This window comes from Egicoccus halophilus, from assembly GCF_004300825.1.
Lineage (GTDB): Bacteria > Actinomycetota > Nitriliruptoria > Nitriliruptorales > Nitriliruptoraceae > Egicoccus > Egicoccus halophilus.
Genome location: NZ_CP036250.1, coordinates 3,697,009 through 3,722,471, shown reverse-complemented (window position 1 = coordinate 3,722,471; position 25,463 = coordinate 3,697,009). Strand labels below are relative to the sequence as shown.

The window sequence follows — 25,463 nt, the reverse complement described above, 5'->3', positions numbered from 1 at the left end:
TCGGGCCGGTGCCGGCAGATCCCTAGGATGCACCCGGCTCGCAGGGGAGCTGCAGTCGAGTCGGGGAGGCCGCCGTGGTCGGCGCAGACAGGACGGGGACGTCGTGTGTCCGCGTCCGCGTGCCCTCCAAGGTCAACCTGTTCCTGTCGGTGCGTGGTCGGCGTCCCGACGGGTACCACGAGCTGGTGACCGTCATGCAGACCGTCTCGATCCACGACACCGTCTCCGCCCGGCTCGACGGTTCGGCCTCGGCGGCGCACCCGGCGGCCCGGAGGTTCATGGACCTGGCCTTCACGCAGGAGGCCGGTCCGGAGGTGCCGCCCGGCGGGGACAACCTCGCGGTTCGGGCGGCGCGTCAACTGATGGGCCTGGTCGGGGTCGGTACCGCGCAGCGCGACGGCGAGGCGATGGTGCCGGTGACCCGGCTGCACCTGACCAAGCGCATCCCGGTCGCCGCCGGGATGGCTGGTGGGTCGGCCGATGCCGCGGCCGCGCTGCTGGCCCTCAACGAGCTCTGGGGTACCGAGCTCGACCGCAACGAGCTGCGCGACGTGGCCGCCGAACTCGGTGCCGACGTACCCTTCTGCGTCACGGGTGGCACCGCGCTCGCCACCGGCACCGGGACGGCCATCGCGCAGGTGCTGTGCCGCGGGCGTTACCACTGGGTCGTGGGCATCAGCGAGCAGCCCCTGTCGACCCCGGCCGTCTACCGGGCGTTCGACGAGGTCGGTACCCCCGGCGAGGCCGAGCCCGACGCGGTGCTCCAGGCGCTGCGGACCGGTGACGCGGAGGCGCTCGGCGCGGCCCTGCACAACGACCTGGAGGTGGCCGCGTTCTCGTTGCGGCCGGAGCTGCGCGATGCCCGTGACGCCTTCCTCGACGCCGGCGCGCTGGGCGCGGTCGTGAGTGGTTCGGGGCCGACGGTCGTCGCGCTGGCCGCCTCGGCGCAGCACGCCGTGGAGGTGCGCGAGCGCATGCAGGGCGTGTTCGACCGCTCCGAGGTGGCGCTCTCGCCCGCCGGGGGACCCGAGCTGGCGCTCGGCTGAGTCGAGTCGGCACACGCCGGCGGGCGGACTACCCTGCCCGGCCGGTGCCGGCGCGCGCGAGCGCGCGACGGGCCGCCACCCTGGGAGGTGGTGTAACTGGCAACACGCCGTCCTTTGGAGTCGGTATTCAGGGTTCGATCCCCTGCCTCCCAGCCACGACCGTCCGCCATGACGGACGTCCCCGACGCGTCGGGACGTGCGGCGATCGCCGCGCTCGGTACCCTCGGTAGTACCCCCCAGGGGTATGCTGGGTGTCGACCGAGGAGCTGACGTGCGCGGGTACACCATGAGCAAGGAGCAGTACCTCGCCCGTCTCAAGCGCATCGAGGGCCAGGTTCGCGGCCTGCAGCGCATGATCGACGAGGACACGTACTGCATCGACGTGTTGCAGCAGATCGCGGCCGTCAACGGCGCGCTGCGCAACGTCGCCATCGGCCTGCTCGACGAGCACGTGGGTCACTGTGTCGCCGACGCCGCCGCCGCCGGCGACCAGGAGCGTGCCCGCGAGATGGTGAACGAGGCCACCCAGGCGATCGCCCGACTCGTCAAGTCCTGACTGGAGGCCGACATGGCCACCTCCGACATCGACACCCGCACCGGCTCCACCGCGGGCACGGCGACCCGCCGGCTCGACCTGCCCGTGGAGGGCATGACCTGTGGGTCGTGCGCCGCCCGGGTCCAGCGCACGCTGGACAAGCAGCCCGGGGTCCGCGACGCCGAGGTCAACTTCGGCACCGGCCTCGCACGGGTCGAGCTCGACGAGGCCGCCGATCTCGACGCGTTGCAGGCCGCCGTGGAGAGAACCGGCTACACGCTGGTGCTGCCTGCTCCCGCCCCGAGCGGGGCCCGGCACGTGCTGCAGGTCGAGGGCATGACCTGCGGCTCGTGCTCCGCCCGCGTGCAACGGGCGCTGGCCAAGCAGCCGGGCGTGGTGGACGCCGAGGTCAACTTCGCGACCGGCATCGCCGAGGTGCACACCGACGGTCCGGCCGACCCCGCCGCCTGGCGGGCGGCGATCGAAGGCGCCGGCTACCGGGTCGCCGGACCCGCCGCCACCGACGGGGACCGGCCGGCCGCGCCGAGCGCCGAGGAACGGGCGGCCCGCGCCGAGCGCGACGAGGCCACCCACCGGCGGCTGTGGGGGCGTCGGCTCGCCCTGGTCGCCCTGCCCGCGCTGCTGCTGCTGTCGACCATGCTCTACCACGACTGGGCGATGAGGAACCCGGGCCTGCGGCTGGCCCAGTTCCTCGTCGCCACCCCGGTGCAGTTCTACATCGGCTGGCCGTTCCTGCGCGAGGCGGCCCGTCGCGCCCGCCACCTCAGCGCCAACATGGACACGCTGATCGCGATGGGGACGCTCGCGGCCTGGTCGTACTCGACCTGGCAGCTGGCGACCGGCGGCCACGAGCTGTACTACGAGGCGCAGGTCGTCATCATCGCCTTCATCGTGCTCGGCCGGTACCTCGAGGCCCGGGCGAAGGGCAACGCCGGACGGGCGATCCGCTCACTGCTGGAACTCGGAGCCAAGCAGGCCCGGGTCCTGCGCGACGGGTCGGAGCAGCTCGTCCCCGCCGACCAGGTCGTGGTCGGCGACCTCGTCCGGATCCGTCCCGGTGAGAAGATCCCGGTCGACGGCGAGGTCGTCGACGGCACCTCGGCCGTGGACGAGTCGATGCTGACCGGGGAGTCGTTGCCGGTCGACAAGGCGGTCGGCGACCAGGTGGCCGGCGCCACCCTCAACACCGCCGGTGCCCTCACCGTCCGAGCCACCGCCGTCGGTGCCGAGACCGCCCTGGCGCAGATCGTGCGGCTCGTCGAGGATGCGCAGGCCGGCAAGTCGGGGCTGCAGAAGCTCGCGGACCGGGTCTCGGCCGTGTTCGTGCCGACCGTCATCGGGATCGCTCTGATGACGTTCGCCGCCTGGACGCTGACCACCGGCGACACGGCCCAGGGCCTGCTCGCCGCCGTGGCCGTGCTCATCATCGCCTGCCCGTGCGCGCTCGGACTGGCCACGCCCATGGCGACCATGACCGGCATGGGTCGCGGGGCACAGATCGGTGTCCTGATCCGTTCCACCGACGTGCTGGAGCGCACCCGCGGCATCACCACCATCGTGCTCGACAAGACCGGCACGCTCACCCGCGGGGAGATGACCCTCACCGACGTCGTCGTCGGCGACACCGACGAGCCCACCCTGCTCCGGCTCGCCGGCGCGGTCGAGGCGGACTCCGAGCACCCCGTCGGTCGCGCCCTCGCCGACGGGGCGCGGGCACGCATCGGCGTGCTGCCCGCCGTACGTCGGTTCACCGCCCTGTCGGGGCGGGGCGTGCGCGCCGACGTCGACGACGTCGAGGTGGTCGTCGGACGCCGCACCCTGCTCGCCGAGTCGCGACTGTCCTTGCCCGACCGGCTCGAGCAGGCCGCGGGCGAGCTCGAGGCGCGTGGACGGACCGCGGTCTTCGCCGGCTGGGACGGCGAGGTCCGCGGCGTGCTGGCCGTGGCCGACACCCTCAAGGAGGATGCCCGCGACGCGGTCGCCCGACTGCACGCGCTCGGGCTCGAGGTCGCCATGCTCACCGGCGACAACCGGCGCACCGCGCAGGCCATCGCCGGGCAGGTGGGTATCGACCGGGTGCTCGCCGAGGTGTTGCCCGAGGACAAGCAGGCCGAGGTCCGACGACTGCAGGAGCAGGGACAGGTCGTGGCCATGGTCGGCGACGGCGTCAACGACGCGCCCGCGCTGGTGCAGGCCGACCTCGGCATCGCCATCGGCACCGGGACGGACGTCGCGATCGAGTCCAGCGACCTGACGCTGATGCGCGGCGAGCTGACGGGGGTCGCCACGGCGATCACGCTGTCGCGCCGGACCCACCGCACGATCCGTCAGAACCTGTTCTGGGCGTTCGCCTACAACACCGCCGCGCTGCCGGTGGCCGCGTTGGGGCTGCTCGATCCCATGATCGCCGGGGCGGCCATGGCGTTCTCGAGCGTGTCCGTCGTCACCAACTCCCTGCGGCTGCGCCGGTTCGCACGCGACTGAGCGGCGCACGTCGAGTTCGCTGCCGGACGCGGCCCGGGCCTGGCACCGGTGACCCTCGTCGGCCGGGCCCCGCCCCGGACGCCGACCGCGCAGACGAACAGGGGGCCACGGCAGCTGCCGTGACCCCCCGCAGGTGGTGCCGCCGTGCGCTGGCGTCAGCGCCGGTTGGAGACCTGGGCGCGGGCCTCGTCGAGGCGCGACTCGCGAACCTCGTCGAGGGACTCCTGGGCCCCCTCGATCGGCGACTCGGGCACGACGACCGGCTCACCCTCCATGCTCAGGGCACCGACCGACGCGCGCTCGGTCTGCGCGCGACGGGCCTCGAAGGCCTCGAGCGCCGCAGCCTTGCGGTCCTCGGCCACGTCCACCGAGGCGTCGCTGGACATCGCCATCATGCCGAAGGCGGAGGAGCCGAGGTCGGCGCACTGGCCGATGGCCTCGCCACGGACACGGACGTTGGTGCCGGTCGGCGCGGTGGTGTTGCCGTTGCAGCGCAGGTCGCCACGCACGATGGTGTCCTCCAGCGTCGGAGCGCCGGTGTGACGCGAGATCTGCAGGTCCGACCCGAAGTACACCGGCCCGCAGTCGTCGCCGCCGATCTGCAGGGTGCCCCGGTTGAGGTTGAACAGCGCGTTGCCGTCGACCTCGCTGGTGCAGAAGATGCTGCCCTGCTCGGCGCGCGCGATCGTGAGGTCACCCTCGATCGTGCTGTCGAACACGTCGGTGAAGTCGTTGTTGTTCGTCTCGAGGTTGCCGCCGACGCGCAGCGACTCGACGAAGGTCTCGGTGCGGGCGTCCACGGCCGCGCGGATGTCCATGCTGCCGGCCAGGTCGCCGCCCAGCAGGAACACGAACTGGTTGCGACGGGTTGCGATGTCGCCACCGATCTCGGTGTCGAACAGCACCTGGCCGAACGAGGCCTGGCCGGTCACGTCACCCGCGATCGAGGAGTCGGCGAACTCGGCGTAGCCCTCGGCGCGGACCTCGACGTTGCCGCCGACGGTGGTGCCGTCGGCGAGCAGGTCGGCCTCGCGCAGCACCAGCACGTTGCCCTGGACGGTCACGCCGTCGAGGACACAGAAGCTGCCGGCGGGCACCCGCAGGTCACCGGAGATGGTCCCGTTGGTGAGACTGCTGTTGTTGCAGGTCACGACGTTCGCTGATGCCGGCAGCGCGGTCGCGCCCATCACCATCGCGGCGGCGACGCCGACGACGGTCGATTGACGGAGTTTCATGAAGGTTCCCCACGGTTCGATTCGGCCGGTCCTGGCCGGGAGCCGACACTAGACATCGCGGCGTAGGACTTGCGACGACGATCTCGGATTCTTCACCGTATGCGAGCGATTAGCGCGCGATCTAGTTAGGGTGATCTGAACACCTGGTGTCACCGGGTTGTCGGAGACGCGACGGCTAAGGTCGGTGAGCCGTTCGCTCGCCCGGAACAAGGAGTCCTCGACGTGTCCGACCACGCCCGCACCGCCGCGGTCGTCCTCGCCGCCGGCAAGGGGACCCGCTTCCGTTCCGACCTCGCCAAGGTCCTGCACCGCGCCGCCGGCCGCACCCTGGTCGGCGCCGTCCTCGAGGCCCTGCGCCCGCTCGGACTCGGGCAGGTCGTGGTGGTCGTCGGCCACCAGGCCGACGACGTCGCCGCCGCCGTCGACGCGGCCGGCATCCCCGGGCTCACCACCGCGCTCCAGGCCGAGCAGCACGGCACCGGTCACGCCGTCCAGATCGCGATGCCGGCCCTCGCCGACGACGTCGAGCGGGTCCTGATCCTCCCCGGTGACACCCCCCTGCTGACCGCCGACACCCTGCAGCAGCTGCTCGCCGCCGCCGACGGACGCGCCGCCGCCCTGCTCACCGCCCGGCTCGCCGACCCCACCGGCTACGGCCGCGTCCTGCGCGACCCGGACGGCGCCGTCACCGGCATCGTGGAGCACCGCGACGCCGATCCCCGACAGCGGGCCGTCGACGAGATCAACGCCGGCATGTACGTCGTCGCCCGTGAGCCGCTCACCCGCGCGCTCGGACGCCTCGACGCCGACAACGACCAGGGCGAGCTCTACCTCACCGACGTCATCGGCATCCTCGCCGGCGACGGCGAGCCCGTCGCCGCCGTCGTCACCGACGAGGACGAGGTCGCCGGCGTCAACGACCGCCGACAGCTCGCCGACGCCGCCGCCGTCCTGCGGCGCCGCCACCTCGACCACCTCATGACCGACGTCGGCGTCTCGGTCACCGACCCCGCCACCACCTACGTCGACGTGGACGTCGAGGTCGGCCGCGACGCCGTCCTGCTGCCCGGCACCATCCTCGAAGCGGGCACCCGCGTCGGCGAACGCGCCGTCGTCGGCCCCCACACCCACCTCACCGGCTGCGAGGTCGGCGCCGACGCCACCGTGCACTCCACCCGCGGCAGCGACGCGATCATCGGCATGGGCGCCACCGTCGGGCCCTACACCCACCTCCGTCCGGGGACCCGGCTCGGCGTGAAGTCGAAGGCCGGCGCCTTCGTCGAGACCAAGAACGCCGACATCGGCGACGGTGCCAAGGTCCCCCATCTCGCCTACCTCGGTGACGCCACCGTGGGGGAGCGGGCCAACATCGCCTGCGGCGTCATCACCGTCAACTACGACGGCGTCGGCAAGCACCACACCACCATCGAGGACGGTGCCTTCGTCGGCTGTGACACCATGCTCGTCGCCCCGGTGACCGTCGGCGCCGGTGCCTTCGTCGCCGCCGGTTCCACCCTCACCGACGACGTCCCCGCCGACGCGCTCGCCATCGCCCGCGCCCGACAGGTCAACAAGGAGGGCTGGGCCGCCCGACGCCGCGAGCAGCACGACGGCTGACGGTCGTCCGCCGTCGTGCCCCGGTGGCACGCTCCCGCGCGCACGACGCTCCGGGCGCTCCTCGAACGGCCGGGCGCGCGCGGCACTCGGACGCCCACGTCGAGCGGGCGGGACCCGGCTGGCCCGTCGCGCCGATGGACGGCTACCGTCCACGGCTCCCCCTCCTGCCGCGCGTCGAGGCTGCCGTGGAAGTCGTCACCAAGAAGCGCATGCACATCTTCACCGGGTCCTCCTACCCGGAACTCGCCCGCGAGGTCGCCGACCACCTCGGCATGCGCGTCGGCGAGGTGAAGCTGGCCCAGTTCGCCAACGGCGAGCTCTACGCCCGCTTCGGCGAGTCCGTCCGCGGCGGTGACGTCTTCGTCATCCAGTCACACCTGTCCATCCCCGACGGGATGAGCATCAACGACTTCGTCATCGAGCAGCTCATCATGCTCGACGCGCTCAAGCGCGCCTCCGCCAAGCGCACCGTCGCGGTCATCCCGTACTACGGCTACTCCCGCTCCGACAAGAAGGCCCGCTCCCGCGAGGCGATCGCCGCGCGCATGATCGCCGACATGTACGAGACCACCGGCGTGGACCGCATCATGTCCGTCGACCTGCACACCGGGCAGATCCAGGGCTTCTTCGACGATCCGTTCGACCACCTCACCGCCCTGCCGCTGCTCGTGCAGTGGATCGCCGACAACACCGAGGCCGCCGACCGCGTCATCGTCTCGCCCGACGCCGGACGCGTGCGCCTCACCGAGAAGTTCGCCGGCCATCTCGGCGCGCCCATCGCGATCCTGCACAAGCGCCGGGACCCCGAGCGGCAGAACGTCTCCGAGACGCTCGACGTCATCGGTGACGTCGAGGGCAAGGACTGCATCCTCATCGACGACATGATCGACACCGCGGGCACCATCTGCGGCGCCGCGTCGCTGCTCAAGGAACGCGGCGCCAACCGGGTCTTCGCCTGCGCCACCCACCCGGTGTTCTCCGGCCCGGCCGCCCAACGGCTCGACACCTCCGTGATCGAGAAGGTCGTCGTCACCAACACCCTGCCGATCCCCGAGCAGCGCCGCATCGACAAGCTCGTCGTGCTCTCCATCGCCCCCATCCTCGCCTCGGCGCTGCGCGCCGTGTTCGAGGACCAGTCCGTCTCCGAGATCTTCCGCGGCGAGAACGTCTGAGCGATGGGGATGGGTCCCCCGTCTCGGGCGCTTCGCGCCCTCGTTGCCCCCCATCCCGGCCCCGTCTCGGGCGCTTCGCGCCCTCGTTGCCCCCCCCCAACCGGCCTTACGGAGGTTGCGGTTGCCGGGGGGAGGAGGCGGGCGGTAACCTCGCCCTCCACGGCCCGCGTGTCCTTCCTCGCGGGCCGGCCGCGTGTCCGGCCCTCGCGTCCCGAGTCGCGACCGCGCCGAGCCGCACGCACACCCCACGTGACATCTCGCCGCCGCAGGTCGTGCCCTGAGGGGTCCGACGCACAGCTCGTGCCCCCTGCGGGCCGGGCCAGACGGTGACCGACCCACGCCGGGGACGAACACACCTCAGGAGCACCACCGTGTCGAAGCAGGTCCAGCTCAGCGCCGCCGCGCGCACCCACCACGGCAAGGGCGCCTCCGGTCGCCTCCGTCGCGAGGGCCGCGTGCCCGGCATCGTGTACGGCTACAAGGTCGAGCCCACGGCCGTCAGCGTCGACGCCCTCGAGCTCTACCACGCGCTGCACACCGAGGCCGGTCGCAACGCCATGATCCGCCTCGACATCGAGGGCGCCACGCACCTCGTGATCGCGCGCGACCTGCAGATCCACCCGATCCGCCAGGAGACGCAGCACGTCGACTTCCTCGCGGTCGACACCGACTCGCAGATCTCCGTCGAGGTGCCGGTCGCGCTCGTCGGCGAGGAGGACATCGCCCCCGGTGGCGGTGTCGTCAACCAGATCCTCTACACCGTGCCGGTCCTGGTCCGCCCGCTCGACGTGCCCAACGCCATCGAGGTGTCCATCGAGGGCATGGAGATCGGTGACGTCAAGCGCATCGAGGACCTCACGGCCGAGCTGCCCGAGGGCGCCGAGTTCGACACCGACCCGGAGACGACCGTCATCACGATCAACGCCCCGGTGAGCGAGGCGGAGCTCGAGTCGCTCGAGGAAGGCGTGGGCGCCGGCTCCGACGACACCGGTGCGGAACCCGCCCCGGTCGACGTCATCGTCGAGCCGGCCGAGGCCGAGGAGGCCTGAGCCTCCCGCGTCCGTTCTCCAGGAGTACCCCCGTGGCCGACGACGACCGCTGGCTCGTCGTCGGCCTCGGCAATCCCGAGGCGGAGTACGGCGGTACGCGGCACAACGTCGGTGCCGACGCCGTGCGGCGCTTCGCCGTCCGCGAACACGCGCCGTTGTCGCGCAACAAGCGGGCGCGCTGCGAGACCGCCGAGACCGTCGTGGCCGGTGTCCGGTTCGCCCTCGCGATCCCACAGAGCTACATGAACACCTCCGGCGGACCGGCGCAGCAGGCGGCGACCTGGTTCAAGGTCCCGGTCGAGCGCACGATCGTGTTGCACGACGAGCTCGACGTCGACCTCGGTGCGCTCAAGATCAAGCGCGGCGGTGGCGCCGGCGGCCACAATGGCCTCAGGGACCTCGACCGGGCCTTCGGCAGCCGCGAGTACCTGCGGGTGCGCATCGGCATCGGACGCCCGCCCGGCCGCATGGCCGGCAAGGACTTCGTACTGCGCCGTTTCTCGCCGGCGGAACGCGAGATCGTCGACGTCACCCTCGAGGAGGCGTGCGACGCGGTCGTGCTGCTCGCGACCCAGGGCCTCGAGCCCACCCAGAACCGCTACCACGGGACACGCTGACCCGTCGACGTCGAGGAGACCTCTCGTGAAGGAGAGATTCGCGCAGATCCGCCTGGCGTGGGGGCAGCTCAAGCAGGTCGACCCCAAGGCGCCGGCGATGATCGCCGCCGGTGCGTTGATCGGTCTGCTGGTCGGGGCCCTGCTCGGCCTGCTCATCAACCCCTGGGTCGCCATCCCGTTCGCGCTGCTGTTCACGTTCATGGGCGCGATGGTGGTGTTCAACCGGCGCCTGCAGAAGGCGCAGTTCTCGGCCATCGAGGGGCACCCCGGGGCGGCCGCGGCCGTGCTCCAGCAGATGCGCGGTCAGTGGTTCGTCACCCCGGCCGTGGCCGTCAACGCCAAGCAGGACCTCGTGCACCGGGTGGTCGGACGCTGTGGCATCGTCCTCGTGGGGGAGGGCGGCTCGAAGCAGCGGGTCAAGGGGCTGCTCGCCAAGGAGCGCAAGCGCCTGTCGCGGGTGGCCGGTGACGCACCCCTGCACACCATCGTCGTCGGTGACGGCAGCGACGACACGGTGGCGCTCAAGAAGTTGCAGTTCACCATGAACAAGCTCGACCGCGAGCTGAAGAAGACCGAGGTCCCCAAGCTCGAGCGTCGCCTCAAGCCGCTGGACAAGGCCCCGCCGATCCCACAGGGGATCGACCCCAACATGGCCCGGCGGCCGCGGCCCAGGCCGCGCTGACCCCGCCGACCCAGCGGTCGTCGAGGGCCGCCCGCTCGGCCATGCGCCCACCACCGCCGGTTCGCGGCGCTGCGGGGACGCGGGCACACTGGGCGACCGCCACACCACAACCCGAGCGCACGCCGAGCCGGACGCCGCGACCCCCGTCGCGGCCCGGGTCGGCCTTTCGCCGTCCCCGGCGCGCGGAGCACCGCGCGCCCCGCGTGGCGACGTCTGCGCGACCGTCCCGCGAGGTCCCCATCGTGAGCGCCCCCTCCAGCATCGACGACGTGCTCGACCCCGGCCTCGCGGTCGGCCCGCTCGCGGCCGCCCTGCGTCCCGGACGTGCCGCATGGCCCGAGGAGTTCGAGGCACCCGACGAGCTCGTGTGCACGCCCGCGCTGCGTCCGTACGTCCTGAGTCTGCTGGCCGAGCGGGCCCGCCCGCTGCTGGTGCTCACGCCGCGGACCTCCGACGCGGAGGCGGTCGCCGACGGCATCGCGGCCTACCTCGGTGAGGACCGCGTGGCGGTGTTCCCGGCGTGGGAGACCCTGCCGCACGAGCGGCTCTCGCCCCAGCCGCGCACGGTCGGCCGTCGTCTCGCGGTGCTGGACCGGCTCTGCCACCCGCAGGCGCACGAGCAGCCGCTCCAGGTGATCGTGGCGCCGGTCCGGGCGGCGGTGCAGCCCATGGACCCGGCCCTCACGCGGCAGCGACCACTGGAGCTGACGGCGCGATGGGGCGGGTTCGACGCGCTGGTCGAGGGTCTGGCCGCGCTCGGCTACAGCCGCACCACGCAGGTCGAGGCGCGGGGGGAGTTCGCCGTCCGCGGCGGCATCGTCGACCTGTTCCCGACCGGCGGCGACCAGGCCGTCCGCGTGGAGTTCTGGGGCGACGACGTCGAGTCGTTGCGCGCCTTCTCGGTCGGGGACCAGCGCTCCACCGAACCGCTCGAGCGGGTGGTGATCGACCCGGCCCGCGAACTCGTCCTCGACGAGGCGTTGCGCGCGGCCGCCCGGGGGCGGCTCGCGGACTGGCCGGAGCTGACCGAGTCGCTCGACAAGCTCGCCGAGGGGCAGACCTTCGAGGGTGCCGAGGCACTCGTGCTGTTGCTGCGGGACGAACCGGCGCTGCTCAGCGACTTCCTGCCCGAAGGCGCCGGTCTGGCACTGATCGATCCGATGCTGCTGCAGGATCGGGCCACCAAGCTGCGCGAGGAAGCCGAGGTGCTGGCCGAGACGGCGTGGCGCACGGCCGCCTTCGCCGGTCAGGACGGTGCCGCACTGGACGGGCTGGCCGGTGCCGAGGTCCCGCTGCAGGGCACCAACTTCGCCTCACCCGACCAGCTGCTGGCCCGCAGCCCGGACTGTGTCTGGCGCCTGACGCCGTTCGGTGGAGTCGATGGTGGGCCTCGGGAGGGACATCGTGCCGGCGGGACGCGGCTGCCCGGGACCGCCTGGGACTCCTTCCGCGGCGACGTCGTCACGCTGTCCGAGCGCGCCAACATGTTGCTGCGCGACGGCAAGCGGGTGGTCGTGGCCGTCGACGCCGACGGTCCGGCGCGGCGCATCGCCGACGTGCTCGGTGAGCAGGGCGTGCCGGCATCCATCGTGCCGGCGCTGGCCCCGCAGCCCGTCGGGCAGCGGGTCGAGGTCACCGTCAGCCGGCTGCGCACCGGGTTCGCCTCGGACGAGCTCGGCCTGGCCGTGCTCGGGACCTGGGACGTGTTCGGTCCGCGCCGCCGTCGCGCCAGTCGCCGGCTCGGCACCCGTACCAACGCCGCCGACGCGGTGGTGCAGTTGCGCGAGGGCGACCCGGTGGTGCACCGCACGCACGGCGTCGGGCGCTACCGGGGCATGGTGACCCGGGAGTTCCCCGGTCCGGGCGGCACGCCCGCCAAGCGCGACTACGTGCTGCTCGAGTACGCCGACGGCGACACCCTCTACGTGCCCTCCGACCAGGTCGACGCCGTCACCAAGTACCAGGGCGGCGAGACCCCCAGCGTGATGTCGCTCGGCGGTGCGCAGTGGGAACGGGCCAAGAACCGGGTCCGCAAGGCCGTCCGGGACATCGCCGCCGACCTCATCCGCCTCTACGCCGCCCGCATGCACGCGCCCGGCACCGCGTTCTCGCCCGACGGCGCCATGCAGGCCGAGCTCGAGGACGCCTTCGCGCACGTGGAGACCGTCGACCAGCTCACCACGATCGAGGAGATCAAGCGGGACATGGAAGCGCCGATCCCGATGGATCGGCTGCTGGCCGGCGACGTCGGCTTCGGCAAGACCGAGGTGGCCGTCCGCGCCGCCGGCAAGTCGGTGTTCGACGGCAAGCAGGTCGCGGTGCTCGTCCCCACCACCATCCTCGCCCAGCAGCACTTCGAGACCTTCAAGGAACGCTTCGCCGGGTTCCCGGTCGAGGTCGAGGCGTTGAGCCGCTTCACCACGGCCAAGGACCGCAAGCGCATCCTCGACGGCCTGGCCGCCGGCACCGTCGACGTCGTCGTCGGCACCCATTCGCTGCTCGCCAGGACCGTGCAGTGGAAGGAGCTCGGACTCGTGGTCGTCGACGAGGAGCAGCGCTTCGGCGTCGCCCAGAAGGAACGCCTCAAGCAGCTGCGCACCTCCGTCGACGTGCTGTCGATGTCGGCCACCCCGATCCCGCGCACGCTGGAGATGGCCGTGTCCGGCCTGCGGGACCTGTCGGTCATCGAGACCCCGCCCGAGGACCGCCAGCCGGTCATGACCGTCGTCAGCGAGTACGACGAGTCGCAGATCGCGCTGGCGATCCGTCGCGAACTGCTGCGCGACGGCCAGGTCTTCTACGTCCACAACCAGGTCGACACCATCCACCGGGTCGCCGCCGGGATCGTCGAGATGGTCCCCGGTGCCCGCGTCGAGGTGGCGCACGGGCAGATGGACGAGCGGCAGCTCGAGCGCGTCATGGTGCGCTTCTGGGAACGCGAGTTCGACGTCCTGGTCTGCACCACCATCGTCGAGTCCGGCCTCGACGTCCCGAACGCCAACACGCTGATCATCGAACGGGCGGACCTGCTCGGGCTGTCCCAGCTGCACCAGCTGCGGGGCCGGGTCGGACGCTCCGCCGAGCGCGGCTACGCCTACTTCCTCTACCCGCAGGGCGCGTCGATCACCGAGCCCGCCTACGAGCGGCTCAAGACCATCGCGGAGCACACCCGCCTCGGCTCCGGACTCGCGATCGCGATGCGCGACCTCGAGATCCGTGGCGCCGGCAACGTCGTCGGGGCCGAACAGTCCGGCCAGGTCGCCGCGGTCGGCTTCGAGATGTACTCGCAGCTGCTCAAGGAGGAGGTCGCCGACCTGTCGGGACAGCCGGTCGAGCCGGAGGTCGAGATCAAGCTCGAGCTGCCCGTCGACGCCCACCTGCCGCACGACTACGTCGAGGACGAGCGGCAGCGGCTCGAGCTGTACAAGCGGATCTCGGCCATCCGTGACGCCGGCGGTGTCCGTGACGCCAAGGCGGAGCTGGCCGACCGTTTCGGACCGCTGCCCGAACCCGCCGAACGGCTGCTGACCCTGGCGGCGCTCAAGGCGGCACTGCGACGGTGGCGCATCACCGAGGTGACGCTCACGCCGGCGGGTCGTCTGCGCGTGGTGCCGATGGACCTCAGCGAGTCGCAACTGGTGCGACTCGAACGGCTGCACCGCGGGTTCAAGTACAGCCGCGAACAGCTCACGCTGCAGTTGCCGGTGCCCTCGCCACGGCCGGCCGACCTCGTCGGCTGGGTGGCCGCCACCCTGCGCGACCTGGTCGCGCCGGCGAAGAAGCGCTGAGGCGTAGTCGCCTCCGGCACGGTGTGCAGGAACGTACGGGAGAGCGCGCGGCGGCGCGTCCGACGGCGCCCGACGGCAGCAGCGGGACTAGACCCGGGCCGTCAGCCGCCGTCGAGAGAGGCCCGCCGTGCCACGGCACCTGCTCCTCCGATCCCGCGCACGCCTGTCGTTGGCGCTCGCGACCCTGTTCGCGCTCGCCGCCTCGGGAACGCCCGCCACGGCCGCCCCGGCCGCGGTCGCCGTCACCGCCGACGCGCGCCCCCACGTGTCGGGCGCCGAGACCGTGCCCGTCTACGACTACGCGGACGCGATCCGCGAGACCGTCTACGTCGAGAGCACCACCGACAGCGACGCGTCGGGCTCCCCCGACCGCATCGCGATGGACATCATCCGTCCCCGCGAGGCCGCCGAGGCCGGCGTCGACGTCCCGGTCATCATGGTCGCCTCGCCCTACTACCACTGCTGTGGACGCGGCAACGAGTCCGAGCGCAAGACCTACGACGGCAACGGCGACCCGGTCGCCTTCCCGCTGTTCTACGACAACTACTTCGTGCCGCGTGGCTACGCCGTCGCCCTGGTCGACCTCGCCGGTACGGCTCGCTCCGAGGGCTGCATGGACGTCGGCGGCGAGGCCGAGGTGCAGTCGGCGGTCGCCACCATCGACTGGCTCAACGGGCGCGCGAACGGCGTCGACCACGCCGGCAACCCCGTCACCGCCGACTGGAGCAGCGGGTACGTCGGGATGATCGGCAAGTCCTGGGACGGCTCGGTCGCCAACGGCGCCGTCGCCACCGGGGTCGAGGGGCTCGAGACCATCGTGCCGCTCGTGGCGATCTCCAATTGGTACAACTACACCCGTGAGAACGGCGTCGTGATCTCGCGCGGGTACGCCGACTACCTGCACCGCTACGTCAACGGTCGTCCCACGGGCACCTGCAACCACGTGCGTAGCGAACTGATCGCCGGCGCCGACGACGCCACCGGGGTCTACAACGACTTCTGGGCCGCCCGCGACTACGTCCCCGACGCCTCGGACGTGACCGCGAGCGTGTTCCTGATCCACGGCCTCAACGACACCAACGTCAAGACCAACATGGTCGGCCCCTGGTGGGACGCGCTGGGTCGTGCCGGGGTGGAACGCAAGATCTGGTGGACGCTCAACGGCCACGAGGAGCCGTTCGGCGTCCTGCGCGAGGAGTGGGTCGACACCCTGCACCGCTGGTTCGACTCGGAGCTGATGAAGCTCGACAACGGCATCCTGCACGAGCCACGCGCCAAGATCCAGGTCGGTCCCGACGAGTGGATCGACGACGCGACCTGGCCGGCCCGCAACCGCAGCCGGGTCCGGCTCGCGCTCAGCGGCACCGGCTCGGACGGCTCCGGACAGCTCAGCCTGCGCGGCAACCGGCCCACCGCCGGGACCGAGTACCTCGCCGGACAGCTGCTCGCCTTCTCGACCGGGTCGCTGCGCGCCGACACCCGCATCTCCGGTGACGCGGAGCTCAAGCTGCGCCTCAAGGTCGACCGGCCCACGATCGGCATCCGCAGCCGGCTCGTCGAGCACGGTGACCTCCGGGTCGTCTCGCCGTCGGTCCGCACGCTGGCGACCGAGTCGTGCTGGGGGCAGGGCATCCCCGAGGACGACGGCTGCTTCCGGGACACCGAGCAGATCGTCAACCGTGCGGGCAGCCGCGTGCTGACCCACGGCGACGCGTCGGCCGCGCACTGGCAGTCGCTCGACACGCTCTCGCCGCTCGAGCCCGACCAGTGGTACGACCTGACCATCCCGATCCGGTCGACCGACGTGACGCTCGGCGCGGGTCACCGCCTGTCGCTGGAGCTGCGTGCCACCAGCCCGAACTACACGGCCCTGCCGTGGTCGGGCGCACGCATCCAGCTCGATCTGAAGAACAGCGAGCTGGTCGTGCCGGTCGTGCGGGGTGCCTCGAGCTTCCCGGCCCCGGGTCCGCGCAGCGACATGCGCACCGACCACGCGTGGCCGAACCCGAGCGCGCAGCAGCTCGCGCGCGAGTTCAGTCGCTGACGTCCCACACGGACGCGACCGGGGCCGGCCATCGCAGCCGGCCCCGGTGCGTCTCGCGACGTCCTCAGCGGCCCGGGGGAGCCGTGGAACCGCGGTCCACCAGGCGTGGCGGCAGCAGCGTCACGGGAGCCACGTCCGCGGCGTCGAGCTGTTGCATCACCAGCTGCACCGCCCGGCGCCCGATGTCCTCGACCGGGATCGACACGCCGGTCAGACGCGAGGCCGCCGCCATCGTCTGCGGCGCGACGCACACGACCGACAGCTGGCCGGGCACCTCGACGCCGCGACTCGACAGCTCCTCGAGCACCAGCGGCACGATCGCCTCGTTGTGCACCACCAGCGCCGTCAGCCCGTCGAGCTCCGCCGCCAACGCGTCGAGGGCGGCGCGCAGCTCCCCGAAGGTCGCTTCGCCGGGTCGTTGTGCCGTGTGGACGCCGCGTCGAGCACCTTCGTCGTGCAGCCCGTCGGTGAAGCGGCGGGCGAACCCGGTGTGCCGCTCGTGCACGGCCGTCGGTTGCCCGATCAGGCCGATCCGTCGGTGGCCGAGCTCGGCGAGGGAGGCCACCGCGAGCCGGCCGGCGGCCTCCCAGTCCAGGTCGCAGCAGACCAGCCCCTGGCGGTCGTCGGGCAGCCCGAGGAGCACGGCCGGACGTCCCAGCTCCCGCAGGGTCGGCACGCGGGTGTCGTCCTCCTCGACGTCCATGAGCACGACGGCGTCCGCCATCGCTCCAGCGGCGACGCGTTGCAGCCCTGCCGATCCCGATTCGCCGGTCAGCAGCAGCACGTCGTGGTCGTGGCTGCGTGCCTCGGTGACGATGGCCGCGGCGAACTCCATCAGGATCGGGACGTAGACGCCGGTGCGCAGGGGCATCATGAGCGCCAGGATCTGCGAACGTCGGCTCGCCAGCGCCCGTGCGCCGGCGTGCGGCCGGTAGCCGAGCTCCTCGATCGTCCGCTCGATGCGCCGGCGCACCGGCTCCGACACGGTCCGCTTGCCCGACAGGGCATAGGACACCGTGCTGGGCGCCACACCGGCGTGTCTGGCCACGTCGCTGATGGTGACACCGCGTCGGGGGAGTCGCGGGGGCGTCACGTCGCTTGCCATGGCCGCTCTCCTCGACCGCGGTCGACCGGCGAGCCTAACGCCTGCGGTCCGCGCCCCCCGGCGGGGCGGGCACGGGCGTTCACCTCCGTTCCGTCGCGTTGACGGAGCCCGGCGTCCCACGTACAGTCGAAGCGCTTCGACAGTCGAATCGATTCGACTCGCCGGCTCGTCGAGCGGGTGAGGAAGCGGAGCAGACACACACGTCGGTGTCGGGCCTCGTCGCGGGAGATGCGGCGGCGTGCGGCCGTGCCGACGACGGCTCGAGACTGGGAGAGGGAGAACGATGAGAGCGCGACGCATGTTCGCCGCCAGTGCGGTGATCGGCCTGTTGGCGGCCGCCTGTGGCGGCGGGGACGACGGTGGTTCGGGCGACCCGGCCGCCAGCGGTGGCGACGGCGAGGAACAGGTCCTGCGCCTGTGGCACTACGAACCGCTACGAGAACGGCGTGATGGGTTCGGGCAACTGGTACGGCGTGCCCAACTACGCCGAGTTCGTGATGTTCTACTACAACCAAGACCTCTTCGAGGAGCACGGGGTGGAGGTCCCGACCACGCTCGCCGAGCTCGAGGCGGCGATGGACACCTTCGTGACCGAGGGCGTGACGCCGCTGGCCTTCAGCGGGTCGGAGTACCCGGCGCAGCAGGTGTGGTATCAGCTGGCGCTCAGCCAGGGCGACCGCAGCCTGGTCGACGCCTTCCAGCTCTACGAGGGTGAGCTCGACTTCACCAACGACGCGTTCACCTACGGCGCCGATAAGCTCACCGAGTGGGTCGACGCCGGCTACGTCAGCACGGACGCGATCGGGCTGCCGGCCGAGGACATGGGCACCGCCTTCATCAGCGGCCAGCACCCGTTGATGCTGTCGGGCACCTGGTGGTACGGCCGGCTGATGGACGAGATCGACGGCTTCGAATGGAGCTCGTTCCTGTTCCCCGAGTCGGAGCTCTACCCCGGCTCGAGCGGCAACCTGTGGGTGATCCCCGAGGGCGCGAGCAACAAGGACCTCGCCTACGAGTTCATCGACATCACCATGCGTCCGGAGATCCAGAACATCCTCGGCAACGAGGGCGGTCTGCCCGTCGCCGCCGAGGCCGACGCGATCACCGACCCGAAGAACCAGGAACTGGTCGAGCACTTCAACCGGATCAACGAGCAGGACGGGTTGGCCTTCTACCCCGACTGGCCGGTTCCGGGCTACTACGACACGCTGGTCGCCAACACGCAGGACCTGGTGTCCGGTCGCGCCTCGACCGAGCAGTTCCTCACCAGCATCGAGCAGCCCTGGCGCGATCACGTCGCCACGCTCGCTCGCTGAGACGCCGCTGTCGCGGCGCCGGTGTCTCTCCCCACCGGCGCCGCGGCACCCGGCCAACGCCCCCGTCGTCCGGGTGGCGCGTGACGGTGTGAGGTTCTCATGGCCAAACAACGTGGTGCCGTGGTGGTCGACCGCGGTTTCCTGCCCTTCCTGGTACCCGGCCTGCTGCTCTTCGCCGTGGTCATCGCGCTGCCGCTGACGATGAACATCGGGCTGAGCTTCACCACCTGGACCGGCGTCGGGACGCCGTCGTGGGTGGGGTTGGACAACTACACCCGGCTGGTGTCCGACGCGGCCTTCTGGGCGTCGTTCCGCAACATCCTGGCGATGATCGTCGCGATGGCGATCGTGCCCACCGTGCTGGGGCTGTTCCTGGCCTCGCTGCTGTTCGACTACGTCGGCAAGAAGCTCGGTGACCGACCGGCCAGCGGGTTGCGCGCGGCCTTCTACCTGCCGCAGGTACTGCCGGTGGCCGTCGCCGGCGTCGTGTGGGGCTGGATCCTGCACCCGACCTACGGGGCGCTCAACCTCTCGTTGCGCACGCTCGGTCTCGACACGCTCACCCGCAACTGGCTGGGTGACCACAGCACGGCGCTGCTGTCGGTGATGGCGGTGATGATCTGGTTCCAGGTCGGCTACCCGGTGGTCATCTTCATGGCCGGCCTGCAACGGGTCGATCCCCAGCTGTACGAGGCCGCCGAACTCGACGGCGCCAACTGGGCACAGCGGTTCCGGCACATCACCGTGCACATGATCCGTCCGGAGATCTTCGTGGTCCTGCTGACCACCACCATCGCTGCGCTCAAGGTGTTCGGGCCGATCTACGTGCTCACCCGTGGCGGCCCCGGCAACGCCACCAACGTCCCGAGCTACTTCGCCTACCAGAATTTCTTCGAGCGGGCGCAGGTCGGCTACGGCGCCGCGATCGCCACCGTCCTGACGCTCATCGTGGTGGTCTTCAGCGCGCTCTTCCTCGGTGCCCAGTCACGCGACGAGTTGCGGGAGGCGAGCTGACATGGCGACCACCACACCGCTGCGGCCACCGGCAGACCGGGTCACCCCGCCGGTCGAGCGTCTGCCCCGGACCCGGGCGTCACTGGGCCCCTGGGTCGTGCTCGCGCTCCTCGTCGTCGTCGCCCTGCTGACGTTGGCCCCGTTCCTGCTCGTCACGATGAACGCGATCAAGACGCCGGCGGAGTACTCGACCAACGGTCCGCTCGCGCTGCCCGAGGGCCTGTATCTGCAGGGCTTGATCGACTTCTGGCACCGGGTCGACTTCGGGCAGAAGCTGATCAACAGCGCGCTCATCAGCGGCACGGTGGCCGTCGGGGCGGTGGTGCTCTCGCTGTGCAACGCGTTCGTCATCGGCATCGGCCGCGTGCGGGGCCGACTCGCGTTCCTGGTGCTGTTCCTGCTGGCCAACATGCTGCCCCACGAGGCGCTGGCCTACCCGCTGTACTACCTCGCACGGGCGGTCGGGATCTACGACACCCGCTTCGCCGTGATCGTGATCTTCACCGTGATCCAGAGCGCCTTCGGGACCTACCTGCTGTCGAGCGTGCTGGCGAAGTTCCCGACCGAGATCCTCGAGGCCGCCCGGGTCGACGGTGCCACCAAGTGGCAACTGCTGTGGCGCGTGATCGTCCCCGTCAGCCGTCCGACGCTGTCGGTGCTGTTCGTGTTCTTCTTCATCTGGACCTGGAACGAGTTCTTCCTGCCACTGATCTTCCTGATCTCGAACGCCAACCAGACGGTGCCCGTGGCGCTGGGGGTGCTCCAGGGCCAGCGGCTGATGGACGCCACCATGTCCAGCGCCTCGGGCCTGCTCGGCGTGCTCCCCGCCATCGTCTTCTTCCTGCTCTTCCAGCGGACCCTCACCCGGGGGATCACCGCCGGTGCGGTCAAGTGACGCACCTTCCCGTCCGACCCGTCTCCCTGTCGCAGGTGTCCCGTGAAGTTCAGTGACGGTTACTGGTTGATGCGCGACGGCGTCCGCGCGCACGTCCCCGCCGAGGCCTACGACGTGCGCCCCGGGCCCGGCTGCTTCTCCGTCGACGCGCCCACCCACCCGATCCGCCACCGTGGGGACACCCTCAAGGGGCCGGTGCTGACGGTGCGCTGCAGCTCACCGATGGACGAGGTGATCCGGGTCAGCGTCACCCACCACGCCGGGGGCACCGACCCCGGCCCGCACTTCGCGGTCCTGCCCGATCGGCCCGACGCCGAGGTGCACGTCGACGACACCGAGGCGGTGCTGCAGGCCGGCCGCCTCGCGGTGCGCGTCCGGCGCGGGGCGCCGTTCGGGCTGAGCTTCGAGGCCGACGGCCGTGTGCTCACCGCCAGCGGCACCAAGGCGATGGCCAAGCTGGAGCTCGACGGACGTTCCTACGTGCGTGAGCAGCTCGAGCTCGGCCTCGACCAGCACGTCTACGGACTCGGTGAGCGGTTCGGACCGTTCGTGAAGAACGGCCAGGTCGTCGACATCTGGAACGCCGACGGCGGCACCAGCAGCGAACAGGCCTACAAGAACGTCCCGTTCTACCTCACCGACGGGGGATACGGCGTGTTCGTCGACACCCCGGCCCACGTCTCCTTCGAGGTCGCCAGCGAGGTGAACTCGCGGGTGTCGTTCAGCGTCGAGGGCCAGACCCTGTCCTACCTCGTCATCCACGGCCCGAGCCCGAAGGCGATCCTGGAACGCTACACCGCACTGACCGGGCGCCCCGCGCTGCCGCCCGCATGGTCGTTCGGCTTGTGGTTGTCGACCTCGTTCACCACCGACTACGACGAGGCCACGGTCACGAGCTTCATCGAGGGCATGGAACAGCGCGAGCTGCCGCTGAGCGTGTTCCACTTCGACTGCTTCTGGATGCGCGAGTTCCACTGGTGCGACTTCGAGTGGGACCCGCGGACGTTCCCCGACCCCAAGGGCATGCTGCAGCGCCTCAAGGACCGGGGCCTGAAGGTCTGTGTCTGGATCAACCCCTACATCGCGCAGCGTTCGCCGCTGTTCGAGGAGGGTCGCGAGGCCGGCTACCTGCTGCGTCGCCCTGACGGCAGCGTGTGGCAGTGGGACCTGTGGCAGCCCGGCATGGCGCTGGTCGACTTCACCAATCCCGCGGCGCGCGCCTGGTACGTCGGCAAGCTCGAGGCGCTGCTCGACATGGGCGTGGACAGCTTCAAGACCGACTTCGGCGAGCGGGTGCCGACCGACGTCGTGTGGCACGACGGCTCCGACCCCGCGCTGATGCACAACTACTACGCGCATCTCTACAACGCCTCGGTGTTCGAGCTGCTCGAGCGACGGCGGGGCCGCGGCGACGCGGTGGTGTTCGCCCGCTCGGCGACCGCCGGCGGACAGCAGTTCCCCGTGCACTGGGGCGGGGACTGCGAGTCGACGTTCGTGTCGATGGCCGAGAGCCTGCGCGGTGGGTTGTCGCTCGGCCTGTCCGGCTTCGGGTTCTGGAGCCACGACATCGGCGGCTTCGAGGGCACCCCGGACCCGGCCGTCTTCAAGCGCTGGATCGCCTTCGGCCTGCTGTCCTCGCACAGCCGGCTCCACGGCTCGGGGTCCTACCGGGTGCCGTGGTTGGTCGACGAGGAGTCGGTCGACGTCCTGCGCTCCTTCACGCACCTCAAGCTGCGCCTGATGCCCTACCTGTGGGGCGCCGCCCACGAGGCCACGCAGCAGGGAGTGCCCGTGATGCGCGCGATGCCGCTCGAGTTCCCCGACGACCCCGCCTGCACCCACCTCGACCGTCAGTACCTGCTCGGCGGTGACCTGCTCGTGGCGCCCGTCTTCTCCGCTTCGGGAGACGTGTCCTACTACGTCCCCGAGGGTGCCTGGACCTCGCTGCTGACCGGCGAGGTCGTCCAGGGGCCGGGCTGGCGCACCGAGCGCCACGGGTTCGACAGCCTGCCGCTGTTGGTGCGTCCCGGCGCCGTGCTGGCGACGACCGAGCGGGTCGAGCGTCCCGACCACGACCTGCGCGACGGCGTGGTGCTCCGGGTCCACGGGCTCGCCGACGGCACCGAGCGCACCGTCGTGGTGCCCGCCGTGGACGACCAGGCGCCCGCGCGCTTCACGCTGCGTCGCGCCGGTGGCCGCGTCACGGCGACCGCCGAGGGCGCGCCGGGGCCGTGGTCGCTGGTGCTGGTCGGCGTCGACGGCGAGGTGGTCGACGGGGACCGCGCCGAGGACGCGGAACTGCAGGTGACGGCCGCCACCGGCGTCGGTGCGCTGGTCGTGGACCTCGCGGACGGTGACGACCCGCGCTGGTGAGCCCTCAGTCCGCCGTGTGTTCGCGTGCCTCGGTGTCGCCGTCCTCGAGGTCGTCGAGCTCGCGACCGCGGGTCTCGGGTAGACCGAGGAAGGCGCTGGCGAGCACGGCCACGAGGACACCGATGGCGATCGAGGCATTGGCGAAGCCGCCGGTGAGGTCGGCGAGCACCCCGAACGAGAGCAGGCCGATCACGGCGCCGGCCACGCCGGCCATCGTGATCCAGCCGGCCACCGTGGCCCGGTACCGGGTCGGGGCGATCTCGGCCGCCAGTGCGCCGGTCGGTGGGGCGAAGCCGCTGCTGAACGCGATCGCCAGCAGGTAACCGGCGGCGAGCCAGGTGGTGTCGCCGGCGTAGGCGATGGCCACCGAGAGACCGGCCAGCGCCATCATCAGGCCGGCGGTGAGCCGGCGGCCGAGGCGGTCGGCCCCCGCGCGTCCGAGCAGGATCCCGGTCAACCCGGCCGGTCCGGCGCCCAGCACGAGCATCGAGATGAACAGCGGCGACGCACCGAGCACCCCCTCGCCGTAGACGAACAGGTAGGTGAAGCCGGGCCCGGTCGCGAGCGCGATGCCGCCGGAGACCAGGGCGAGCAGGGCCACCGGACGCGCGAGGCGACGTGGCACCAGGCCCGGTAGCCCGTGGGCATGCGCGGCCCGCTCGGCGATGCGGGGCTCGCGGACCTTGCGGGCGAGGACCGGCAGCAGCACCATTGGGACGAGCGCGAAGGCGGTCACCACGCGGAAGGAGGGTTCTCCCGGGAGCAGCCCACGGCCGATCGACACCACGCCCGCGCCCAGCCCGTAGGCGGCCGTGACCAGCGCGATCGCCGACGAGCGGTCGCGGGAGGTGGCCTCCTCGGCGGCGACGACCCCGGCCAGGGCGTTGACCGTCGACAGCGCCGGGCGCGCCAGGGCCACGAGGCCGACGTACCACCAGAAGCCGGGGGCGAGCGCGGCACCGCAGGTGAGGAACAGCCCGATCGCGGCCAGGGTCAGCAGGAGGTTGCGGCGTCCGAAACGGTCCGCCAGCGACGCGATGGGCAGGCTCGCCAGCGAAGCGATGCGGACCAGCGCCAACGCCACCCCGAGGGTGGTCGCCGGCAGCCCGATCTCGGCCGCGAGGTCCCCGCCGGTGCCCGTCTCGCCGAACACCGCCGCGACGTCCCCGATGACGGCCGTGACGCTGAACTGCGCGATCCCGGCCCCGATCGACAGCACCGAGACGGTCAGGACGGGCACCGTCAGCCAGGCCGGACGGTTCCGGCTACGGCCGGTGCCCGACCCGCGGGACGGAGCGTCGGACACGCAGGTTCCTGTCGGCCGGGAGCGGGCAACGGCGCACGGAACCTACCGGGGCTACCGTCGCGCCCCGACCCTGGGCGGTGGCCGCCCGGGAGGATGTGACCGCGACCCGAGGCGAGCCGTGCGGCTGGTGACCTGGAACGTCAACTCCCTCAAGGCACGGCTGCCTCGGGTGCTGGAACTGCTGGACGAGCACGATCCCGACGTGGTCTGCCTGCAGGAGACCAAGTGCGCCGCCGAGGCGTTCCCGCACCGGGAGTTCGGCATGGCCGGCTACACGGCGGTCGACCACTCGGCCGGGCGTTGGAACGGTGTCGCGCTGCTGGTCCGGCAGGACCTCGAGATCGACGAGGTGGTACACGGCCTGCCCGGCGAGCCCGACGAGGCCGAGGCCCGCTGGGTCGAGGCCCGTGTCGGTGGGGTGTCCGTCGTGAGCACCTACGTGGTCAACGGCCGGTCCCCGGACCATCCGATGTTCGCGGCGAAGCTGCACTTCTTCGAGGCGATGCGGGACCGGACGCGGACGCTGGTCGCGGCGGGCCCCACGGTCGTGGCCGGCGATCTCAACGTGACCCGGGACGATCGGGACCTGTGGGACCCGGGCGCGTGGGCCGGCTCGACCCACGTCACCCCCGAGGAACGCGCCCACCTCGAGGCCATCCTGGCGCTCGGGCTGGTCGACGCGTGGCGACAGGTCGCGCCCGACGAGGTCGGCTACACCTGGTGGGACTACCGGATGGGAGCGTTCCACCGCGGCATGGGCATGCGTCTGGACTATGCGTTGGTCAGCGAGCACCTCGGTGTGCGCACCGTCCGGGTCGACCGGTCCTACCGCAAGAACAACCGGGCCGGCGACAAGCCCTCCGACCACGCCCCGGTGCTGGTCGAGCTCGACCGCTTCGAGGGTTGACGCGGGGCCCGGCTCACCGGAGTGTCGCCACGCGGGGCCGGTCGTCGAGGTCGGGGTCGGTGCCCTGCAGGGAGGCGACCAGGCGCAGCGCCGCCGGTCGGGTGTTCCTCGGTCAACGAGATAGGGAAAATTGCCACTAACGATGGTCGACAACGGCCGTCACGCGTGCCCGGTGGGAGCGGAGCGAGGTGGCGGCGGTCGGAGCGCGGGCCTACGGTGGCGCGGCACCGTTCTCCCACGCGACACGAGAGGGCCGC

At 71.7% G+C, this 25,463-nt stretch carries 18 protein-coding genes and 1 tRNA gene; 16 read left to right on the top strand and 3 right to left on the bottom strand.

What is annotated here, in order from left to right:
* Positions 1–119: 119 nt before the first annotated feature.
* The 4 genes from ELR47_RS16950 (at position 120) to ELR47_RS16935 (ending at position 4,086) form a co-directional block, all read left to right on the top strand.
* Positions 120–1,046, top strand: a complete 927-nt coding sequence (locus tag ELR47_RS16950; RefSeq protein ID WP_165404164.1) for a 4-(cytidine 5'-diphospho)-2-C-methyl-D-erythritol kinase — start codon at positions 120–122, stop codon at positions 1,044–1,046.
* A gap of 81 nt (positions 1,047–1,127) precedes the next feature.
* A tRNA-Gln gene (locus tag ELR47_RS16945) sits at positions 1,128–1,202 on the top strand.
* A 115-nt stretch (positions 1,203–1,317) separates the two neighbouring features.
* Positions 1,318–1,602 carry a metal-sensitive transcriptional regulator gene (locus ELR47_RS16940; RefSeq protein ID WP_276319912.1) on the top strand — a complete coding sequence of 95 codons (285 nt, stop codon included), beginning with the start codon at positions 1,318–1,320 and terminating at the stop codon, positions 1,600–1,602.
* Positions 1,603–1,614: 12 nt separating this feature from the next.
* On the top strand, positions 1,615–4,086 hold the full coding sequence (locus tag ELR47_RS16935) for a heavy metal translocating P-type ATPase (RefSeq protein ID WP_194461775.1): 2,472 nt from the start codon (positions 1,615–1,617) through the stop codon (positions 4,084–4,086).
* 155 nt (positions 4,087–4,241) lie between these two features.
* On the opposite strand, the gene ELR47_RS16930 is transcribed toward ELR47_RS16935, so the two are convergent.
* Entirely contained in the window at positions 4,242–5,321 is a 1,080-nt protein-coding gene (locus tag ELR47_RS16930) for a hypothetical protein (RefSeq protein ID WP_130650954.1), read from the bottom strand.
* A gap of 222 nt (positions 5,322–5,543) precedes the next feature.
* On the opposite strand from ELR47_RS16930, the gene glmU reads away from it, so the two are divergent.
* The 7 genes from glmU to ELR47_RS16895 all read left to right on the top strand — a co-directional run bounded on the left by glmU (position 5,544) and on the right by ELR47_RS16895 (position 16,290).
* Positions 5,544–6,938, top strand: a complete 1,395-nt coding sequence (gene glmU, locus ELR47_RS16925; protein ID WP_165404163.1) for a bifunctional UDP-N-acetylglucosamine diphosphorylase/glucosamine-1-phosphate N-acetyltransferase GlmU — start codon at positions 5,544–5,546, stop codon at positions 6,936–6,938.
* Positions 6,939–7,123: 185 nt separating this feature from the next.
* Positions 7,124–8,110: a ribose-phosphate diphosphokinase gene (locus tag ELR47_RS16920; RefSeq protein ID WP_268234442.1), complete on the top strand. Its 987-nt coding sequence runs from the start codon at positions 7,124–7,126 to the stop codon at positions 8,108–8,110.
* A gap of 371 nt (positions 8,111–8,481) precedes the next feature.
* Positions 8,482–9,159, top strand: coding sequence for a 50S ribosomal protein L25 (locus ELR47_RS16915; protein ID WP_165404162.1), 678 nt, complete (start codon positions 8,482–8,484; stop codon positions 9,157–9,159).
* A 32-nt stretch (positions 9,160–9,191) separates the two neighbouring features.
* Positions 9,192–9,776 carry an aminoacyl-tRNA hydrolase gene (gene pth, locus ELR47_RS16910; protein WP_130650950.1) on the top strand — a complete coding sequence of 195 codons (585 nt, stop codon included), beginning with the start codon at positions 9,192–9,194 and terminating at the stop codon, positions 9,774–9,776.
* 25 nt (positions 9,777–9,801) lie between these two features.
* Positions 9,802–10,458, top strand: coding sequence for a DUF4191 domain-containing protein (locus ELR47_RS16905; protein WP_130650949.1), 657 nt, complete (start codon positions 9,802–9,804; stop codon positions 10,456–10,458).
* 242 nt (positions 10,459–10,700) lie between these two features.
* Positions 10,701–14,246, top strand: a complete 3,546-nt coding sequence (gene mfd / locus ELR47_RS16900; RefSeq protein ID WP_130650948.1) for a transcription-repair coupling factor — start codon at positions 10,701–10,703, stop codon at positions 14,244–14,246.
* Between the two features lie 127 nt (positions 14,247–14,373).
* On the top strand, positions 14,374–16,290 hold the full coding sequence (locus tag ELR47_RS16895) for a CocE/NonD family hydrolase (RefSeq protein ID WP_205745337.1): 1,917 nt from the start codon (positions 14,374–14,376) through the stop codon (positions 16,288–16,290).
* A 64-nt stretch (positions 16,291–16,354) separates the two neighbouring features.
* On the opposite strand, the gene ELR47_RS16890 is transcribed toward ELR47_RS16895, so the two are convergent.
* Entirely contained in the window at positions 16,355–17,395 is a 1,041-nt protein-coding gene (locus ELR47_RS16890; protein WP_130650947.1) for a LacI family DNA-binding transcriptional regulator, read from the bottom strand.
* Positions 17,396–17,844: 449 nt separating this feature from the next.
* On the opposite strand from ELR47_RS16890, the gene ELR47_RS16885 reads away from it, so the two are divergent.
* The 4 genes from ELR47_RS16885 to yicI all read left to right on the top strand — a co-directional run bounded on the left by ELR47_RS16885 (position 17,845) and on the right by yicI (position 22,993).
* A complete protein-coding gene (locus ELR47_RS16885; RefSeq protein ID WP_130651465.1) occupies positions 17,845–18,711 on the top strand; it encodes an ABC transporter substrate-binding protein in 867 nt (288 codons plus the stop codon).
* A gap of 99 nt (positions 18,712–18,810) precedes the next feature.
* On the top strand, positions 18,811–19,725 hold the full coding sequence (locus ELR47_RS16880; protein WP_130650946.1) for a carbohydrate ABC transporter permease: 915 nt from the start codon (positions 18,811–18,813) through the stop codon (positions 19,723–19,725).
* 1 nt (position 19,726) lies between these two features.
* A complete protein-coding gene (locus tag ELR47_RS16875; RefSeq protein ID WP_130650945.1) occupies positions 19,727–20,620 on the top strand; it encodes a carbohydrate ABC transporter permease in 894 nt (297 codons plus the stop codon).
* Between the two features lie 42 nt (positions 20,621–20,662).
* Positions 20,663–22,993, top strand: coding sequence for an alpha-xylosidase (gene yicI / locus ELR47_RS16870; RefSeq protein WP_130650944.1), 2,331 nt, complete (start codon positions 20,663–20,665; stop codon positions 22,991–22,993).
* Positions 22,994–22,997: 4 nt separating this feature from the next.
* Here yicI and ELR47_RS16865 read toward each other — a convergent pair whose 3' ends face one another.
* A complete protein-coding gene (locus tag ELR47_RS16865; RefSeq protein WP_130650943.1) occupies positions 22,998–24,299 on the bottom strand; it encodes an MFS transporter in 1,302 nt (433 codons plus the stop codon).
* Positions 24,300–24,417: 118 nt separating this feature from the next.
* Here ELR47_RS16865 and ELR47_RS16860 point away from each other — a divergent pair, with 118 nt between their 5' ends.
* On the top strand, positions 24,418–25,206 hold the full coding sequence (locus tag ELR47_RS16860) for an exodeoxyribonuclease III (RefSeq protein ID WP_130650942.1): 789 nt from the start codon (positions 24,418–24,420) through the stop codon (positions 25,204–25,206).
* Positions 25,207–25,463: the final 257 nt, after the last annotated feature.

What these genes read in the sequence shown, in the direction of transcription:
- ELR47_RS16935 (WP_194461775.1), top strand. Translation starts at nt 1,615, where the DNA reads ATGGCCACCTCCGACATCGACACCCGCACCGGCTCCACCGCGGGCACG.
- ELR47_RS16930 (WP_130650954.1), bottom strand. Translation starts at nt 5,321, where the DNA reads ATGAAACTCCGTCAATCGACCGTCGTCGGCGTCGCCGCCGCGATGGTG.
- ELR47_RS16890 (WP_130650947.1), bottom strand. Translation starts at nt 17,395, where the DNA reads ATGGCAAGCGACGTGACGCCCCCGCGACTCCCCCGACGCGGTGTCACC.
- ELR47_RS16885 (WP_130651465.1), top strand. Translation starts at nt 17,845, where the DNA reads ATGGGTTCGGGCAACTGGTACGGCGTGCCCAACTACGCCGAGTTCGTG.
- ELR47_RS16880 (WP_130650946.1), top strand. Translation starts at nt 18,811, where the DNA reads ATGGCCAAACAACGTGGTGCCGTGGTGGTCGACCGCGGTTTCCTGCCC.
- ELR47_RS16875 (WP_130650945.1), top strand. Translation starts at nt 19,727, where the DNA reads ATGGCGACCACCACACCGCTGCGGCCACCGGCAGACCGGGTCACCCCG.